At 56.8% G+C, this 15,843-nt stretch carries 18 protein-coding genes; 8 read left to right on the top strand and 10 right to left on the bottom strand.

Translation table 11 applies throughout. From position 1 onward, the window contains the following. Positions 1-17: 17 nt before the first annotated feature. Genes AC2FF7_RS10080 through AC2FF7_RS10060 form a run of 5 tightly spaced genes read right to left on the bottom strand, consistent with a single transcriptional unit; the run spans position 18 to position 4,094 of the window. Complete coding sequence (locus AC2FF7_RS10080) at positions 18-749, bottom strand: alpha/beta fold hydrolase (protein WP_480866298.1); 732 nt, start codon at positions 747-749, stop codon at positions 18-20. Between the two features lie 12 nt (positions 750-761). After that, complete coding sequence (pcaD, locus tag AC2FF7_RS10075; RefSeq protein ID WP_496905587.1) at positions 762-1,550, bottom strand: 3-oxoadipate enol-lactonase; 789 nt, start codon at positions 1,548-1,550, stop codon at positions 762-764. A gap of 59 nt (positions 1,551-1,609) precedes the next feature. Further along, complete coding sequence (locus AC2FF7_RS10070; protein WP_480866296.1) at positions 1,610-2,584, bottom strand: threonine ammonia-lyase; 975 nt, start codon at positions 2,582-2,584, stop codon at positions 1,610-1,612. Then, entirely contained in the window at positions 2,581-3,408 is an 828-nt protein-coding gene (locus AC2FF7_RS10065) for an alpha/beta fold hydrolase (RefSeq protein ID WP_480866295.1), read from the bottom strand. The genes AC2FF7_RS10070 and AC2FF7_RS10065 overlap by 4 nt, the downstream gene beginning before the upstream one ends. Beyond that, positions 3,408-4,094: a haloacid dehalogenase type II gene (locus tag AC2FF7_RS10060; protein ID WP_496905586.1), complete on the bottom strand. Its 687-nt coding sequence runs from the start codon at positions 4,092-4,094 to the stop codon at positions 3,408-3,410. The genes AC2FF7_RS10065 and AC2FF7_RS10060 overlap by 1 nt, the downstream gene beginning before the upstream one ends. Before the next feature lie 126 nt (positions 4,095-4,220). On the opposite strand from AC2FF7_RS10060, the gene AC2FF7_RS10055 reads away from it, so the two are divergent. Continuing rightward, positions 4,221-4,649 (top strand): FKBP-type peptidyl-prolyl cis-trans isomerase, encoded by a 429-nt coding sequence (locus AC2FF7_RS10055; RefSeq protein WP_170354841.1) that lies wholly within the window; start codon positions 4,221-4,223, stop codon positions 4,647-4,649. Positions 4,650-4,919: 270 nt separating this feature from the next. On the opposite strand, the gene AC2FF7_RS10050 is transcribed toward AC2FF7_RS10055, so the two are convergent. The 3 genes from AC2FF7_RS10050 to fabA are packed head-to-tail and all read right to left on the bottom strand — an operon-like array spanning position 4,920 to position 7,487. Then, a complete protein-coding gene (locus AC2FF7_RS10050; RefSeq protein ID WP_480494153.1) occupies positions 4,920-5,711 on the bottom strand; it encodes an enoyl-ACP reductase FabI in 792 nt (263 codons plus the stop codon). A 5-nt stretch (positions 5,712-5,716) separates the two neighbouring features. Then, complete coding sequence (gene fabB, locus AC2FF7_RS10045; RefSeq protein WP_480866291.1) at positions 5,717-6,946, bottom strand: beta-ketoacyl-ACP synthase I; 1,230 nt, start codon at positions 6,944-6,946, stop codon at positions 5,717-5,719. 31 nt (positions 6,947-6,977) lie between these two features. Beyond that, positions 6,978-7,487: a bifunctional 3-hydroxydecanoyl-ACP dehydratase/trans-2-decenoyl-ACP isomerase gene (gene fabA / locus AC2FF7_RS10040; RefSeq protein WP_480866652.1), complete on the bottom strand. Its 510-nt coding sequence runs from the start codon at positions 7,485-7,487 to the stop codon at positions 6,978-6,980. A gap of 189 nt (positions 7,488-7,676) precedes the next feature. Here fabA and irrA point away from each other — a divergent pair, with 189 nt between their 5' ends. After that, positions 7,677-8,093, top strand: a complete 417-nt coding sequence (irrA, locus tag AC2FF7_RS10035; RefSeq protein ID WP_170354845.1) for an iron response transcriptional regulator IrrA — start codon at positions 7,677-7,679, stop codon at positions 8,091-8,093. Positions 8,094-8,095: 2 nt separating this feature from the next. On the opposite strand, the gene AC2FF7_RS10030 is transcribed toward irrA, so the two are convergent. Further along, positions 8,096-8,986 carry a LysR family transcriptional regulator gene (locus AC2FF7_RS10030; RefSeq protein WP_480866290.1) on the bottom strand — a complete coding sequence of 297 codons (891 nt, stop codon included), beginning with the start codon at positions 8,984-8,986 and terminating at the stop codon, positions 8,096-8,098. Positions 8,987-9,072: 86 nt separating this feature from the next. Here AC2FF7_RS10030 and AC2FF7_RS10025 point away from each other — a divergent pair, with 86 nt between their 5' ends. After that, on the top strand, positions 9,073-9,870 hold the full coding sequence (locus tag AC2FF7_RS10025; protein ID WP_480866288.1) for a phytanoyl-CoA dioxygenase family protein: 798 nt from the start codon (positions 9,073-9,075) through the stop codon (positions 9,868-9,870). 68 nt (positions 9,871-9,938) lie between these two features. Here the strand turns inward: AC2FF7_RS10025 and AC2FF7_RS10020 are convergent, their stop codons facing one another. Next, complete coding sequence (locus AC2FF7_RS10020; protein WP_170753945.1) at positions 9,939-10,802, bottom strand: hypothetical protein; 864 nt, start codon at positions 10,800-10,802, stop codon at positions 9,939-9,941. A 121-nt stretch (positions 10,803-10,923) separates the two neighbouring features. Between AC2FF7_RS10020 and miaB the strand changes: the two genes are divergently transcribed. The 5 genes from miaB to AC2FF7_RS09995 all read left to right on the top strand — a co-directional run bounded on the left by miaB (position 10,924) and on the right by AC2FF7_RS09995 (position 15,823). Next, entirely contained in the window at positions 10,924-12,243 is a 1,320-nt protein-coding gene (gene miaB / locus AC2FF7_RS10015) for a tRNA (N6-isopentenyl adenosine(37)-C2)-methylthiotransferase MiaB (RefSeq protein ID WP_480866286.1), read from the top strand. Between the two features lie 182 nt (positions 12,244-12,425). Further along, positions 12,426-13,187, top strand: a complete 762-nt coding sequence (locus AC2FF7_RS10010) for an outer membrane protein (RefSeq protein ID WP_480866284.1) — start codon at positions 12,426-12,428, stop codon at positions 13,185-13,187. A 159-nt stretch (positions 13,188-13,346) separates the two neighbouring features. After that, the gene (locus AC2FF7_RS10005) at positions 13,347-14,366 is read left to right on the top strand and encodes a PhoH family protein (protein ID WP_170354849.1); all 1,020 of its coding nucleotides are present in this window, start codon (positions 13,347-13,349) and stop codon (positions 14,364-14,366) included. Positions 14,367-14,407: 41 nt separating this feature from the next. Continuing rightward, the gene (gene ybeY, locus AC2FF7_RS10000; protein WP_480866283.1) at positions 14,408-14,899 is read left to right on the top strand and encodes an rRNA maturation RNase YbeY; all 492 of its coding nucleotides are present in this window, start codon (positions 14,408-14,410) and stop codon (positions 14,897-14,899) included. A 36-nt stretch (positions 14,900-14,935) separates the two neighbouring features. Continuing rightward, entirely contained in the window at positions 14,936-15,823 is an 888-nt protein-coding gene (locus AC2FF7_RS09995; RefSeq protein WP_480866281.1) for a hemolysin family protein, read from the top strand. The last annotated feature ends 20 nt before the right edge of the window (positions 15,824-15,843 follow it).

The following is a 15,843-nucleotide window of genomic DNA, read 5'->3' as shown; positions in this document are numbered from 1 at the left end:
TATCGCTGAAAAGTGGCTTACGCCCCGCCCTCGTGGGGCAAGTCAATTGCGATACTGTCCAATATTTCGGCCAGCTGACCCGGATGGGAAAAGAACGGAGAGTGAGAGCTGTCGATGCTATGCCGCATGGCTTCGGGAACGCCGAAACTCATCTGCTTTTGATACTCGGGCGGGATCGTGCGGTCGTCGGTGGCTTGGATATAAGCCTTGGATACGCGCGCGAATGCATCGCTGAGCGGCAGGGGCGTATCTTGCGGCGCAATGGCCTGAGGACATAGCCGCGAAAGCGCATAGGGTACGGTTTCAGCCGGGCAGTCGTGATAAAACAGATCCTGAACCCGCTCGGGCTTGACCGTGTAGGATAGACCATCTGCCGATTTATCCACCGCATCTCCGATGGTCTGACGAGCGGACTGTCGGCGCATCTCGATCATCGACATCCCGTCTTTGGGAAGGTAGGCGCACAAATACACCAAGGCGCGCATCCTTGTCGGCTGGGCCTCGGCCGCGGCGCTGATCGGGTAGCCGCCCCATGAATGCCCGACGACAATCGTCTGCGGCGAACACGCCTTGAGTACCGCGTCGCGGCATCCCTGCAATGTGACCTCGGAAACCGGTGTCGGATCAGCACCGTGGCTAGGCATGTCGATTGCGCGTGCCGTATGCCCCAAGGCGGCAAGTTCGGGGATCAGATCGCGCCAGCACCACGCACCGTGGCATGACCCATGGACCAAAAGGAAATCTGCCAATGCTGTTCTCCTTCAGATATGCCCGATATCCGCCAGGAAACGGCTTAGAATCGCTGCGTATTCCTGGGGTTGCTCGACACAGGGCAGATGCCCGGCTCGGCGCATCAGTTCAAAACGAGAGCCGGGGACAAGATCAATGGTTTCCCGTACCAGATCAGGCGGAGTTGAGCCATCCTCGCTGCCGGCAATGCCCAGTGAAGGCAATCTTAAGCCGCTGGTTGGCGTATAGAAATCCGTGCCTGAAATCGCCGCGCAACATCCCAAGTATCCGTCCTCGGGTTGTCGCGCCATCATGTTGCGCCATAACAGGTGATCTGGCGTCGCCCGAAAGGCTTTTGAGAACCAGCGTTCCATTGTGGCGTCTGCCAGCGCTTCGATCCCACCCTCACGAATGGCGTCCATACGCTGGTTCCACATCGCTGGGGTGCCGATTTTGGCCGCGGTATTCGACAAGACCAACCCCCGGATCAAGTCCAACCGTTTGACGGCCAACCCTTGTGCGATCAGCCCGCCAATCGAAAGGCCCACGAACACACAATCCCGGATTTCGAGGTGATCCAGCAGGGATTCTGCATCCCGAACCAGCGCCCCCATAGAATACGGAGCAGGTGGTGCAGAAGACAGCCCGTGCCCCCGTTTGTCATACCGGATCAGGCGAAGCCCGGCCGGCAGATGAGGCAATACGGCGTCCCAAAGCCGCATATCCGTGCCCAGCGAATTGGCGAATACGACCGGTGCCCCGCTTGGATCGCCATCCTCACGGTAATGGAGCTTTATGTCCCCGAAATCTGCAATTTGCATGACACAATCCCCATTCGTCATACGTTCAGCCAGCACCCTGCCTTATCGGTCCTGTGTTGTCAGGTCAGGAATTCCAGCGCTTTTCCAAAGACTTCCGGGTCAGCGTTGCCGCCAGATGCCACTACGATAACCGTGTCACCTTCAATTTCGGCGCCACGGTACAAAGCGGCCGCCAACGACACAGCGCCGCCGGGCTCCAACACTATTTTCAATCGCAAGAACGCTTGGGCCATGGCGCGAAGGGCTTCCTCTTCCGTGACCGAAAGGCCCGGACCGCACAAACGGTTCAGGATGGGAAAGGTGAGGTCGCCGGGCTGCGGTGTCAGGATCGCATCGCAAAGATTTCCGGATGTCGCCTTGTTCGCCTGAATATGCCCGGTCGCCAATGAGCGTTTCACATCGTCAAATCCTTCGGGCTCACACGGGCGCGGGCGAAGCCCCGGAGCGTGACCCTCCAATGCCAGCGCAATTCCAGACGTCAGCCCGCCTCCGCCGCAGCAGACAAGAACGTCGGCTTGGGTGACGCCGAGGGCAGTGGCTTGCCGGGCGATCTCCAATCCCGTCGTGCCCTGACCCGCTATAACCTGTGGTTCGTCATAGGGTCGGATCAGCGTCAAGCCACGCTCGGCTGCAAGGGCTTCGCCGATCTCTTCACGGCTTTCATTAGCGCGATCGTACAACACCACTTCTCCGCCCAAAGCGCGGGTGTTGTTGATTTTCAGCTGAGGCGCGTCCGAGGGCATGATGATGACGGAGGATATGCCGTGTTGTGCGGCGGCATACGCTACCCCCTGTGCGTGGTTGCCCGACGAATAGGCGATCACACCGCTCTGGCGCTCGGCTTCACCCAATGCGGAGATGGCCGACCAAGCCCCTCGAACCTTGAAACTGCCCGTGTGCTGCAGGCACTCGGGTTTAACCAGAACCCGACGGCCGGCAAGTTCATCAATGAACGGAGAAGACAGCAGCGGCGTTTCCCGCACATGTCCTTTCAGCCGCTCAGCGGCGGCTTCGATCATTTGCAATGTGCTCATAGGGCGTCCAGTGTTTTTCGGATCAGATCAAGCGACTCAGGTTCATCCAGAAAAGGCGCATGGCCCCGGTCTGGAACCGAGACAGAGACCAGCCCCGGATGTCGATCATGCATCTCGGCCAGGGTCTGCTCGCTTAGCACGTCCGAGTTTTCGCCGCGAATAACACCGGTCGGGATGTTTCGCAGAGCTTCATAGAACAGCCACATGTCCGGTATCGCGCCTGCCGCTGCCTGATCCAGAAGAGCGGTGCGCAGGCTTGGGTCATAGCGCAGTTTCAAACCTTGCGGGGTTTCCTCGTTCTGGAACTCAGCCATTTGTCGCCACCTTTGCAGTGGGACACCGGGGAAATGCGCCTGCATCATGTGCGGCAGGGCACGCGCCGCGTCGTCATAGGTCTTTGATACGGGTTGTTTGCCGACATAGTCCATGATCTTGGCGATACCCGACGTATCGATGACAGGGCCAATATCGTTAAGCACAACTGCGGCCAGACGCTCCGGGTGGCTGGCAGCCAGTGCCATGGCGATCAGACCCCCGCGTGACGTTCCGATCACTGATACCCGCTCAAGGCCAAGGTGATCCAGCAATTCAATGGCGTCATGCGCTTCGCGCAAGACGTTGTAGTTTCCATGGTCGGGGTCATAATCCGATTGTCCACGCCCCCGGTAATCCATCGCGATCATTCGATGATCGGCCATATGTGGCGCCAGAAACGAAAAATCCTGCGTGTTACGGGTCAGCCCTGCAAGACAGAAAACAGGCGCGCCGGACCCGGTGTCCTCGAAATATAGTTTCTTGCCGTCAGTGGTCGTGAAAAAGGGCATTACAGTCCTGCGATTTGGGGAATGGTCGTCAGGTCGGACAGTACATGCGCAGGCTTCCATGGCAAGCGATCCATCGGCTCCTGTGCCCGGTTGACCCAAGTGGTCACGAAGCCGTACCCGCTGGCCCCCGCGGCGTCCCACCCGTTTGAACTCACGAACAGAACCTCGTCCCGCGCGCATCCAAAACGTTGTTGAACCAGATCATAGACTTTGGAATGCGGTTTGAAGACGCCGACACTTTCGACCGACAGAACATCGTCTAGTACATCGCCGATGCCGGCCGATTGGACCGCTCCGTCCAGCATCGGAGGGGAGCCGTTCGACAGTATTGCAGTCTGAAGGCCGCCGGCTTTCAGAGCGGCTAGCATGGCGGGAACCTCGGGGTAAGCCTGCAATTCCCAATACAGGTCCAGCAAGCGCTGTCGCAAGGTCGCGTTGCCGTCCAGACTAGTGGCCTCCAGCGCCCAGTCCAACCCATCTTGGGTCACGTCCCAGAAATCAGCATGAGCGTCGGCAACGGCGCGCAGCCATGTGTATTGCAACTGTTTCAGGCGCCAGTAATTCGCCAGGTCGGGCCACTTTTCCTGCAATGATTCAAAGCCCGGTTCTGCCGCGGCCCGTCGTGCCGCAGCCGCGACATCAAAAAGCGTGCCATAGGCGTCGAAAACGCATGTTGTGATCGGCATCGTGTCCCCTCCATCCATCCGGCGCAGGTTTGCACAACAGGTGGTCGCTTGAAAGGGGGAAGGGTTTACAATGACGTGTCAGCCCCTAGGGTTGGCCGTTCAACTCTTTAACGGCCGGAGGCCAGAATGACCGCAATCAAACAGGGCGACACTGTTCGCATTCACTACACCGGTACGCTGTTGGACGGAAACGTCTTTGACAGTTCGGACGGGCGCGACCCGTTGGAGTTCGTGGTAGGCTCGGGCCAGATCATCCCGGGTCTGGACAGTGCGATGCCGGGTCTGACGGTTGGCGAAAAGAAGCGAGTCGAGATTGCCTGCGTTGATGCCTATGGACCGATTAATCCAGAAATGCGGCAAAGTATCCCCCGCGAAGGTATCCCGGATGACATTCCCCTGACACCAGGATCACAACTGCAGATGCAGACGCCTGAAGGTCAGGTGCTGCCAGTCACGGTGGTCGAGGCTGACGACGCAACAGTGACGCTGGATGCAAATCATCCATTGGCTGGTCAGGATCTGATTTTCGACGTCGAGGTTATTTCGGTCAACTGACCTATCGTAGCAGAGAGGATCAGCCTGTAATCAGGCTGGTCCAGGATTCGAACTCAGCACGAACCTGCGGCTGCGTGAAAAACACAAACAACATTAACAATGTTGTCAGGCCCAGCAATGCAATCCGCCCGCGTACCCCTAGAAAACCCGATTTACGACGGGACCTAGAGGAGCGCGCGTTGCTTGCAACAATATGATCAGCTTTGCTCATGCCGCCTGTTTTGCCGGTGAAAGATGGTCAAATCTTGGCACCGGCAGGGAAAACTCGGGTCACATAAAGTCTGGCTGCGGCATGCCCAGTACGTGGAACCCGCCATCTACCTTGATAATCTCGCCCGAGGTGCAGGCTCCGGCTTCTGATGCCAAGTACACAGCAGTGCCGCCCACGGCCTCCAGCGTCGCGTTCGAGCGCATTGGCGCATTCTGGTCGCAGAACTTGTAGGTCTTGCGTGCGCCACCGATGGCCGCACCGGCCAGTGTTTTCATCGGACCGGGCGAGATGGCGTTCACGCGAATGCCTTCGGGGCCTAGATCATTGGCCAGATAGCGCGTAGCCGATTCCAGCGCCGCCTTGGCGACACCCATCACGTTGTAGTTCGGAACCACGCGGTTCGAGCCCTGATAGGTCAGCGTCAGCAAAGTGCCACCATTGTCCTTCATCATGGGATAGGCGCGGCGGGCGACCTCGATAAAAGAGTAGGCCGATACATCCATCGAATGTTTAAAGTTCGCCCGCGTTGTGTTCAAGAACCGGCCGGTCAGTTCCGACTTGTCCGAATAGGCGATTGCGTGGACCACGAAATCAATCGTCGGCCAACGCTGGGCTAGTTCGTCAAAGGCGCGATCCAGCGATTCGTCGTCGGTCACATCCGCGTCGACCATGAAGTCGCTGCCGAGGCTTTGCGCCAAGGGCTCCAGCCGCTTTCCGAATGCTTCGCCCTGATAGGTGAAAGCCAGTTCGGCGCCCGCTTCGTGCATGGCCTTGGCGATGCCCCACGCGATCGAGCGGTCATTGGCCACGCCCATGATAAGGCCGCGTTTGCCTTTAAGAAGATCCGACATCACATTCACCCGTTATACTTTGAAAGAACCATGGATCCGTTGGTGCCGCCAAAGCCGAAGCTGTTGGTCATCACCGAGTCGAGTCCCGCATTTTCAACGACTTGCGTTGCAATTTCACCGGGCTGGATGCCTTCGGCGAGCGTTTCGACATTGATCGACGGTGTAATGAAATCATTGTCCAGCATCAGCAGGCAGAAGATCGCCTCCAATGCGCCCGCAGCGCCTTGCGCGTGGCCGGTCATCGACTTGGTCGACGAAATCGGCGGCACGTTGCCTTCGCCAAAGATGCGGCGCACGGCTTCAACCTCGCCCACATCGCCGACCGGGGTCGAGGTCCCGTGGGCGTTGATGTATCCAACCTTGCGGCCTTCGGGCAGGGTGGACAGGGCCAGACGCATCGCGCGTTCGCCGCCTTCACCCGAAGGCGCCACCATGTCATGCCCATCCGAAGTGGCTGCATAGCCGGTGACTTCTGCGTAGATCTTGGCCCCACGCGCCAAAGCGTGATCCAGATCCTCAAGCACGACGATGCCGCCGCCACCGGAAATCACGAACCCGTCGCGATTCTGATCAAAGGCGCGCGAGGCTTTGTCCGGCGTGTCGTTGTATTTCGACGACATCGCGCCCATCGCGTCGAACAGGCAGGACAGCGTCCAGTCCAGTTCTTCACCGCCGCCTGCAAACATCACATCCTGCTTGCCCAGCATGATCTGTTCCGCCGCGTTGCCGATGCAATGCAGCGAGGTCGAGCAGGCCGAGGTAATTGAGTAGTTGATGCCCTTGATCTTGAACGCCGTTGCAAGGTTGGCCGAAATCGTCGAGCACATGCATTTCGGCACCGCGAACGGCCCGATCCGCTTGGTCGCGCCGTTTTTCAGCACGGTCTGATGCGCTGTCAGCATGGCGCTGGTCGAGGGGCCACCCGAGCCTGCCACCAGACCTGTGCGCGGGTTCACCACCTGATCTTCGGTCAGACCGGAATCTGCGATAGCCTGGCTCATCGCGATATGGGCATAAGCCGCGCCGGGCCCCATGAAACGCAAGGTGCGCTTGTCCACATGCTCTGTCACGTTGATCTTCAGCGAGCCGGCAATCTGGCTGCGAAAACCGTGTTCGACCATCTGGTCGTTGGCCTCAATGCCGGATTTGCCAGCTTTGAGTGAGGCCAGAACCTCTTGGGCATTGTTCCCGATGGAGGAGACAATCCCCAAACCGGTGACAACTACTCGACGCATATGCGTGCTCCTTATTTCGGGCCGATCAGGCTCAGGCTTCGGACAGGACGACTTTCATGTCCTTGACGTCGTAAATCATTTCACCGTCCGCTTCGACGATGCCATCCGCCACACCCATGGTCAGGCGGCGCGTCTGGATCGCTTTTTTGAAATCAATTTTGTAAGTCAGCATCTTGCGGTCGGGGCGGACCATGCCGGTCAGCTTGACCTCGCCCACGCCAACAGCCATGCCACGCCCCTGCCAGCCGCGCCAGCCCAGGTTAAAGCCGGTCAGCTGCCACAGGCCATCCAGCCCCAAACAGCCGGGCATGATCGGGTTTCCGGGGAAGTGGCAGTCAAAGAACCACAGATCCGGAGTAATGTCGAATTCAGCCAAAACATGACCTTTGCCATACGCGCCACCATCGGCTGAGATATCGATAATCCGGTCCATCATCAGCATCGGCGGGGCAGGCAACTGCGCGTTACCGGGGCCGAATAATTCGCCACGGGCGCATTTCAGCAGATCATCCTTGTCAAAGCTGCTCGGGAATTGGGCCATTCTTGCCGCCTCTCCTGCCAGGGGTCTGTTCATTCAATCTGGCCTCGTCTAGCACCCGTATGCAAGGTCCTGCAAGAGCGGTGGCCAACATCATGCGGTGTTCTGTCCGTTCTTTGCGAATGAATTTCATTTGAAATTACCTGACTTCAGCACCTATATATAATTCAGCAACAAAACGGTATCGGATTCATGACACCAGAAAGCCAGAGCATAGCCACGAACTGGTTGGTTCACGCCGGACTGCGCCCGACGCGTCAGCGTGTGGCCCTGGCCGAGCTTTTGGTCGGGGACGGAAAGCACCGTCATGTGACGGCGGAAAGCCTGTTTGAATCAGCTAAAAAGAACGGCGATGCCGTGTCTTTAGCGACTGTATACAACACTCTGCGGGCATTCTGCGACGCGGGCGTTCTGCAGGAAATCACTGTAGACGGGTCGAAAAGCTATTTCGACACCAACACGCATGATCACCCGCATTTTTTCTGGGAGGATGAAGGGCGCCTGAGCGATGCACCATCCGAACAGCTTGTGATCCAGCGCCTGCCCGAAGCACCCGAAGGGGTCGAGATCGCTTCGGTCGATGTCGTGATCCGGTTGCGAAAGAAGTAACCTTACGTCGTTAATTCCGACAGGATATCTTGCGCTCTGTCCAAGAGGGTGTCCATTGGACCCGTTCCATGCCGCGCGAGCACGACGGGCTCGGCTGCGAAATCATCGGTGACAGGTCGACTAACCAGTGGCCTCCCATCGTAGCTAACTGCAGCGGGGATATTCGCATAGGTCATAGCGACTCCTTCATTGTTTGCGGCCAGGCTGCGTTGGATTTCAAGTGATGCAGCGCGGTGTGCGACATTGGGTGTCTGCCCAGCTTTGCGAAACAAAGTCAGAAAATGTTGGGCAGAAAGTCCTTCGTCCGACAGGATCAAGGGATACGCCGCGATTTCCTTCAACGAGAGATGCCTGTGCTCCGCAAGCGGATGATCCGGAGACATCACCGCGTTCGGGCATGTGATGCAGAGCGACGTGGTCGTGAACCCGGCATCCAGCGTCAGCCCATAGGTAATCGCAAAGTCGATCTCACCCTGAACTAAGCCTGAGATTAAACCTTGGAAATTATCTACCCGGTAAGTCACATGGACATCTGGAAGGCCCTCTCGCAACAGGCGCAAGGCGCGGGCGAGCAGGAAGGGGGCAAGATCGTCGAAACATCCCAATCGCAAACGAGCCGCTGCAGGCCCCGTGGAGGTTGCGTTTTCCAGTTTCGCGGCGCGCGACAGCAATGCCTCGGCCTGTTCGATGAATGAGCGCCCTTGCGGGGTCACGGTCATCGCAGCACCGCGCTTTCGTGTGAATAATGGGTACCCCAGTTGGTCTTCGACCCGTGTTAGGGCGTTGGACAAAGCCGGTTGCGAAACATTCAGATGTTGGGCCGCCGCGGACAGGCCGCCGTATCGTCCAATGGCGCAGACATATTCGTATTGTCTAAGTGAAAGGTATAACATGGTTTTATATTTAGCTTCAAAAGATATGACTTGAACAGAGACCAATGCCATGCGCAGATCACAACGCAATCGGCACGGAGACTGACATGACCCATCCCCTTGTGACGCAAGACATGATCGACACCTATCAGCGCGACGGTGTTGTTCTGATCCGGAGACTGTTTGCCGATTATGTGGAAACCTTGCGCGATGGGGTTGCGGCGAACATGGCTGAGCCTGGCCCATACGCTTCGGACAATAAGAAACAGGGCGAGACCGGACTGTTTTTTGACGATTATTGCAATTGGACGAGGGTCAAACAGTTTCAAGATGTGATCCACAACTCTCCGGCAGCTGAGGTTGCCGCCGATCTGATGCAGTCACAAACTGTTCAGATGTTTCACGACCACGTCCTGGTGAAGGAACCGGGCACCTCGATGGCAACGCCGTGGCATCAGGATGGGCCGTATTATTTTGTTGAAGGTCAGCAGACGATCAGTTTCTGGTCACCGCTTGATCCGGTGACAAAAGCGACCTTGCGCTGCGTGGCCGGATCGCACCAGTGGGAGAAAGAGGTTCTACCGACTCGCTGGGTGTCCGAAGAAGGGTTCTTTCCCGATGAGGGCCAATACATTCCTGTCCCTGACCCGGATGCTGAAGGGATGCGCGTGGTCGAGTTCGAGATGCAGCCAGGTGACGCGGTAGCGTTCAACTATCACACGCTGCACGGCGCGCGCGGGAATCACTCTGACAGCCGCCGTCGTGCGTTTTCACTGCGTCTGGTGGGCGATGACGCGCGCTATGTAGAGCGACCCGGTCGAACCTCACCGCCGTTTCCGGGCCATGACATGGTGCCCGGGCAGCGTCTGCGTGAGGATTGGTTTCCGATGGTGTGGCCACGATAGGGGGCTCTGCCCCCGGCGCGGCGGGGCCGCACCTCTCCAGGGATATTTTTGGCCAGATGAAGGTTGGATCAGAACCACTGACCGGATTCGATCAGGCCCAAATCCAGCAATTGGGTCGAGTTCCATTCGAACGCGACCGAGTTCCGCCACTTGAAGCTTGGGATGTCGAAGGTCGACCCGGCGTTTGATTTCAGTGCTTTAGCCGCACGGAATGAGCAGATCGCTGCGGTCAGGTTGTGGTGCCAGGGGCAGGAATACGTGTTATATTCTGGTTCGCTAAAGGTGTGATCGGGCAACAGGCGCAGATTTTTGCGGGGCTTGAACAGGCCAATCCTGTCGATGCGGCGGCGTTCATAGGGGATGTGGTCTTCGAACCTCCAGCGCAAACCACCGGACATGTCCAGCTGGCGCTCTAGCGGCTGACCGTCAGGAGTGTGGCGAGTGTGGGCATAGTATCCAATGCGGTCCAGCATAGCACGATCCGGAGCCACTCCGTTGGGGAAAGCCGTAAGGTCATCGGCATACAGATCGACCACATGGGTCAACATCGCATCGCGGCGTTCTTCGGTGTGAAAGGCTAGCATCTCACCGATGGTGCGGGTCTCGCAGAAGGGGAAGAACAGGTATTCGGCGTTGTAGCAGTAATACATCCAATTGGATGGAGCGGCTTCAATCACCTTGTTAATCGTGTCGAAAACGACGGTCCGCGGTGCGCAGGTCAACGCAACCCGGTGAATACGTTTTGTCAATTCCTCCGGCAGTGTGAATTCTGCGGGCATAAAGGCGATCAGATTGGTAAACCCAAGTTTCAGGTGATGGCGTATTGTACTTTCAAGTTCGACATCGTCCTCGGCAAAGATCAGGGCAATCGGCCCCTTTTTCAGCGCATCCGTGCCGGATTGCAGGAAAGAGTTTACAGAGTCGTACTGCATGGCCTGTTCGCGCTCGTCTTGCTGGTGTTTTGGGTCAAAATCGGGTAATCGCGCGGGCATTGCAAGCGGCGTTCGTAAGGTATAGATGACGCCGATCCCGCGAACGCAAAAGGCCCTACCCATGTCGGAACCTAAAAAGCTGTACATCAAGACCTATGGTTGCCAGATGAACGTCTATGACAGCGAACGTATGGCCGAAACGCTCGGCGGTCAGGGATATGTAAAGACAAAAAGCCCCGATGACGCTGATATGATCTTGTTGAACACCTGCCACATTCGTGAAAAGGCCGCTGAAAAGGTCTATTCCGAGTTGGGTCGTTTCAAAGGTCTGAAGGCGGAAAAGCCTGATCTTAAGATCGGGGTGACCGGTTGTGTTGCACAGGCCGAGGGCGAAGAGATCATGCGTCGTCAGCCTCTGGTCGATCTGGTGGTGGGGCCGCAAAGCTATCACCGTCTGCCCGAGATGGAAGCCAAGACCCGCGAGGGTGCCAAGGCGCTGGACACCGATTTCCCGGAAGAAGACAAGTTCGAAAAGCTCAAGAACCGACCCAAAGCCAAGCGCGGCCCCACGGCGTTTTTGACCGTTCAGGAAGGTTGCGACAAATTCTGTGCCTTCTGTGTTGTGCCCTATACCCGCGGGGCCGAAGTCAGCCGCCCGGCGGATCGCATCATCCGCGAGGCGCAGGATCTGGTCGAACGCGGCGTGCGCGAAATCACTTTGCTGGGTCAGAACGTCAACGCCTATCACGGGGCTGGCCCGAACGGTGACATGACGCTGGCGGGCTTGATCTGGGAGTTGAACAAGGTTGACGGGCTGGAACGTATCCGATTCACCACGTCGCACCCCAACGACATGGCCGATGACCTGATCGAAGCGCACGGAACCTGCGACAAGCTGATGCCCTATCTGCACCTGCCGGTTCAGTCGGGCTCGGACCGGATTCTGAAACGGATGAATCGCAGCCACACGGCGGACAGCTATCTGCGCCTGATCGAACGCATCCGTGAAGCACGGCCCGATATCATGATGTCGGGCGACTTCATCGTGGGCTTCCCCGAGGAGACAGAAGAGGACTTTCAGGCCACGTTGGATCTGGTGGAGCAAGTTAGATACGGATATGCATATTCGTTCAAATATTCGACGCGACCCGGTACGCCGGCGGCCGAGCGGTCTCAGGTTGATCCTGAGGCGGCGGATGACCGCCTACAACGTTTGCAAGCTGTGATCACCCGCCATCAGCGCGAAATTCAGGATGCCATGGTAGGCCGGAATGTCCGTGTTCTGTTCGAGAAGCCCGGTCGCCTGCCTGGCCAAATGGTCGGAAAATCCGAGTATCTTCATTCGGTTCACGTCTCGGGCGCCAATGTCGAGGTGGGTGAGTTGCGCGACGTGCGCATCACCGCGTCGGGGGCAAATTCGCTTGCGGGCGAGCTGCTCTGAACCCGGCTGAAACTGTGGTGAAAACACCAACGCCTGATTCTGAACCGAAAATTAATACTTGATTTATGACTTCGATCTATGCTCGGAGAAATGCTAGATTTTTTAGGGGTCTAGGGTTCCATACGTATCAGGAGTTCTAGTCTCCTAGGCAGATCAGTGTGTCGAGATGTCGGAGATTGCGAGTGTTTGAATTGACGGTTCTGAAAAGCTCTGGTTTGCGTCTGTTGTGGGGGCTACTTACTTCCATTGTCTTCGGGTCCTGCGCTTTGGCCGGGAATTCAGAACCTGGTCTCACCGATCCGCCAGTAGTCAACCCCAAGCGTTCTAACGGCGACATAAGTGCATTTTACCTGGGCGTTACCGGTGGATATTCTCTCGGAGGAACAGATGAGTTTGGGTTGGCAACGCCCGGGGCCACATTTCCTGTTGGAGACTTGGATCTGAAGGGGTCATTCGGCGGTGTTCGCGCAGGTTGGCGTGGAGTGCTTCCTGCGCGAAGTGGGCGCGACTACGTATATGGGCTAGAGATTGGGTACGAGTTCGGCTCGATAGATGATGAAGTCACCACCTCGGTCAATGGCGTATCTGTTACCGGCGGCTCCGAGGTGTCTGATATATTTTCTGTACGGTTTCGCAGTGGCCTAACGAACAAAAGCGGCAGTATTTTGTATTTTGTGTCTGCTGGTTATGTTCGCGGAGATGTCGAAACGACGAACAGCCTTACGTTTGGCCCGACAGCCCAGTCCTTCCAGGAATCCGACAGCAGGAATGGTTTTTCTGTCAGTATCGGAGCTGAGCATAGCCTGAACGACGATTGGTCGATTACTGGTGAATACGAGTATGTTCAGTTTGAGGGCAAGGATGTCGAGTTTGGCAGCGGGTTTTCGACTCGTTCGACGCCTGAGTATCGCAGTCTTCGGTTTGGTTTGAACTACACCTTCTGACCTCCTTAAGTCTGGTGGCCTGTGGGCCTGAAGTCGGTTCGATATACTCGAGTGCAATCGGCGGTTTTGTCATTCGTTTGCGAAAATTTGAATCTGTGGCTTGCGCCCACCGGCAATTGTTGTCACGCTCGGGGAGAAACGCCAAGACAGGAGAACGGATTGGCCATCGGTGCCCTTACCCCACCGCAAGATGAAATGCCCCAGCGTGAGGCGTTTGTTGAATTTCCCGACAACCGGTTGTTGATTGATTTGTGCGGCGAATATGACCGTAATCTGACCGACATCGAACAAAAACTCTCGGTGCAGATTGTGCGCCGTGGCAACCAGCTTGTGGTCATGGGCGACGAAGACGCCCAGAAACAAGCGATCGAAGTGTTACAGGCGCTTTATACAAGGCTGGAAACCGGTAAGGATGTCGAAGCCGCCGACGTGGATCGCGAATTGCGCATGGGCGGGTCCGAGAAGGGAACGGGAAGTCGCGAAGGTGATCAGCTCGAGATGTTCAAGGGCGGAACGGTCGAGATCAAAACCAGAAAGAAATTGGTCGAACCGCGCACAGATGCCCAAAAAGCCTATGTCCAGTCGCTGTTCAACAATGAACTGGCCTTTGGCATCGGACCAGCGGGTACGGGCAAAACCTATCTGGCTGTCGCTGTTGGTGTGTCGATGTTTATCGGCGGACATGTGGACCGTATAATCCTAAGCCGCCCTGCGGTCGAAGCCGGTGAAAAACTGGGCTATCTGCCGGGTGACATGAAGGACAAGGTCGATCCTTATATGCAACCGCTGTACGATGCGTTGAACGATTTCCTTCCGGGTAAACAGTTGGCCAAGCTGATCGAGGAAAAGCGAATCGAAATTGCGCCCTTGGCCTTTATGCGCGGTCGAACTTTGGCAAATGCGTTTGTTGTCTTGGACGAGGCACAGAATGCCACGACTATGCAGATGAAGATGTTCCTGACGCGTTTGGGCGAGGGTAGCCGAATGGTGATCACCGGTGACCGCTCGCAGGTGGATTTGCCGCGCGGGGTTCAGTCAGGTCTGGCCGATGCGGAACGGTTGCTTAAGACGATCCCGAATATCAGCTTCAACTATTTCACGTCGAAAGACGTCGTGCGCCATCCGCTTGTCGCCGCGATCATCGAGGCGTATGAGGCCGACGCGGGCCGTGAAACCTGAGAGGTTTCAGGCTACGATGCCCGGGGCTTTGGACGACAGACATGAACCTTGAACTGACGGTGGAAGACACCCGCTGGCAGGGGCTGGAGCCCTTGGCACGCCGCGCCATTCAGGCGGTTATGGACCATTGTAACCTTCAAGAAGACTGTGAAATCAGCCTATTGGCCTGCGACGATGTCCGTATCGCGGATCTGAACGCTGAATTCCGGGAAAAACCCTCGGCGACTAATGTACTGAGTTGGCCTGCCGAAGATTTGGCCGCGGACATCGCAGGTCAGCCGCCGTTATCTCCGACCCCGGATTTTACCGGAGAGACAGCTTTGGGGGATATCGCGATCTCATTTGACACCTGTGCACGTGAAGCGGCTGAGGCAGGAAAAGCCATGGATGATCATGTCACACATCTGATCATTCACGGAATGTTGCATTTGTTGGGATACGATCACATCCGTGACCCGGACGCCACTTTGATGGAGGGGGTCGAAGTCGAGATACTTGGCAAATTGGGTATTGATGACCCATATACTGTTTAATAGGGGCCATTTTGGCCGATCATTTGGAATGGGATAATGGGCGATACAGACGGCAGTTCTATGGCAGCGCAAAGCGCGCAACCAAAGGAAGGCACAGAAAACATCAAAGAGAAAGCTGGGTTTTTCTCTCGAATAGTGGATGCATTCTCGTCGCAAGATGATGAGCAGGTTTCGGGCGCCAATGGGCATGAAACCGACAAAACGCAACCACGTGGCATGATCAATCTGCGCAGAATGCGAGTCGAGGATGTTGCGATCCCGACAGCAGAAATCGTGTCGGTCCCATCAACCATAACCAAGGACGAACTTGCGCAGGTGTTTCGCGAAAGCGGCCTGTCACGTATCCCGGTCTATGACGGCACTCTGGATACGCCTTTAGGGTTTGTGCATCTCAAGGATTTCGCGCTGACCCATGGGTTTAACGGAACCTCATCCACATTCGACCTAATCTCAATGTTGCGCACTTTGCTGTTCGTGCCACCCTCGATGCCAATCGGCGTTCTGATGACAAAAATGCAGACCGAGCGCAGACACATGGCGTTGGTGATCGACGAATATGGGGGCGTCGACGGTTTGGTAACGATCGAAGATTTGATCGAACAGGTTGTAGGCGAAATTGCGGATGAGCATGACGCCGATGAAAGCCAGCTTTGGCTACAAGAAAAGCCGGGTTGCTATATCGTTCAGGCCCGCGTACCGCTCGAGGATTTCGAGGCCGAGATCGGACGTTCCCTGACCAGCCATGAGGACGTCGACGAAGAGGAAATCGATACCCTGGGCGGGCTTGTCTTCATGCTCTCGGGGCGCGTTCCTGCCCGTGGCGAAGTTGTCTTGCATCCCGAGGGGCCCGAGTTCGAAGTCATAGATGCCGATCCGCGCCGGATCAAAAGACTGCGGGTCATGTTGCCGGATCTCGTTGCATGAACCCTGCCGCGAGGTGGCCA

Source organism: Ruegeria sp. YTSC325, assembly GCF_059609525.1.
The sequence above is the reverse complement of the archived record's forward strand: the minus strand, read 5'-3'. Positions and strand labels throughout refer to the sequence as shown.

Bases quoted from the DNA above. Each gene is read 5' to 3' on its own strand.
- pcaD (WP_496905587.1), bottom strand. From the start codon at position 1,550: ATGCAAATTGCAGATTTCGGGGACATAAAGCTCCATTACCGTGAGGAT.
- AC2FF7_RS10070 (WP_480866296.1), bottom strand. From the start codon at position 2,584: ATGAGCACATTGCAAATGATCGAAGCCGCCGCTGAGCGGCTGAAAGGA.
- AC2FF7_RS10065 (WP_480866295.1), bottom strand. From the start codon at position 3,408: ATGCCCTTTTTCACGACCACTGACGGCAAGAAACTATATTTCGAGGAC.
- AC2FF7_RS10060 (WP_496905586.1), bottom strand. From the start codon at position 4,094: ATGCCGATCACAACATGCGTTTTCGACGCCTATGGCACGCTTTTTGAT.
- AC2FF7_RS10055 (WP_170354841.1), top strand. From the start codon at position 4,221: ATGACCGCAATCAAACAGGGCGACACTGTTCGCATTCACTACACCGGT.
- AC2FF7_RS10050 (WP_480494153.1), bottom strand. From the start codon at position 5,711: ATGTCGGATCTTCTTAAAGGCAAACGCGGCCTTATCATGGGCGTGGCC.
- fabB (WP_480866291.1), bottom strand. From the start codon at position 6,946: ATGCGTCGAGTAGTTGTCACCGGTTTGGGGATTGTCTCCTCCATCGGG.
- fabA (WP_480866652.1), bottom strand. From the start codon at position 7,487: ATGGCCCAATTCCCGAGCAGCTTTGACAAGGATGATCTGCTGAAATGC.
- irrA (WP_170354845.1), top strand. From the start codon at position 7,677: ATGACACCAGAAAGCCAGAGCATAGCCACGAACTGGTTGGTTCACGCC.
- AC2FF7_RS10030 (WP_480866290.1), bottom strand. From the start codon at position 8,986: ATGTTATACCTTTCACTTAGACAATACGAATATGTCTGCGCCATTGGA.
- AC2FF7_RS10025 (WP_480866288.1), top strand. From the start codon at position 9,073: ATGACCCATCCCCTTGTGACGCAAGACATGATCGACACCTATCAGCGC.
- AC2FF7_RS10020 (WP_170753945.1), bottom strand. From the start codon at position 10,802: ATGCAGTACGACTCTGTAAACTCTTTCCTGCAATCCGGCACGGATGCG.
- miaB (WP_480866286.1), top strand. From the start codon at position 10,924: ATGTCGGAACCTAAAAAGCTGTACATCAAGACCTATGGTTGCCAGATG.
- ybeY (WP_480866283.1), top strand. From the start codon at position 14,408: ATGAACCTTGAACTGACGGTGGAAGACACCCGCTGGCAGGGGCTGGAG.
- AC2FF7_RS09995 (WP_480866281.1), top strand. From the start codon at position 14,936: ATGGGCGATACAGACGGCAGTTCTATGGCAGCGCAAAGCGCGCAACCA.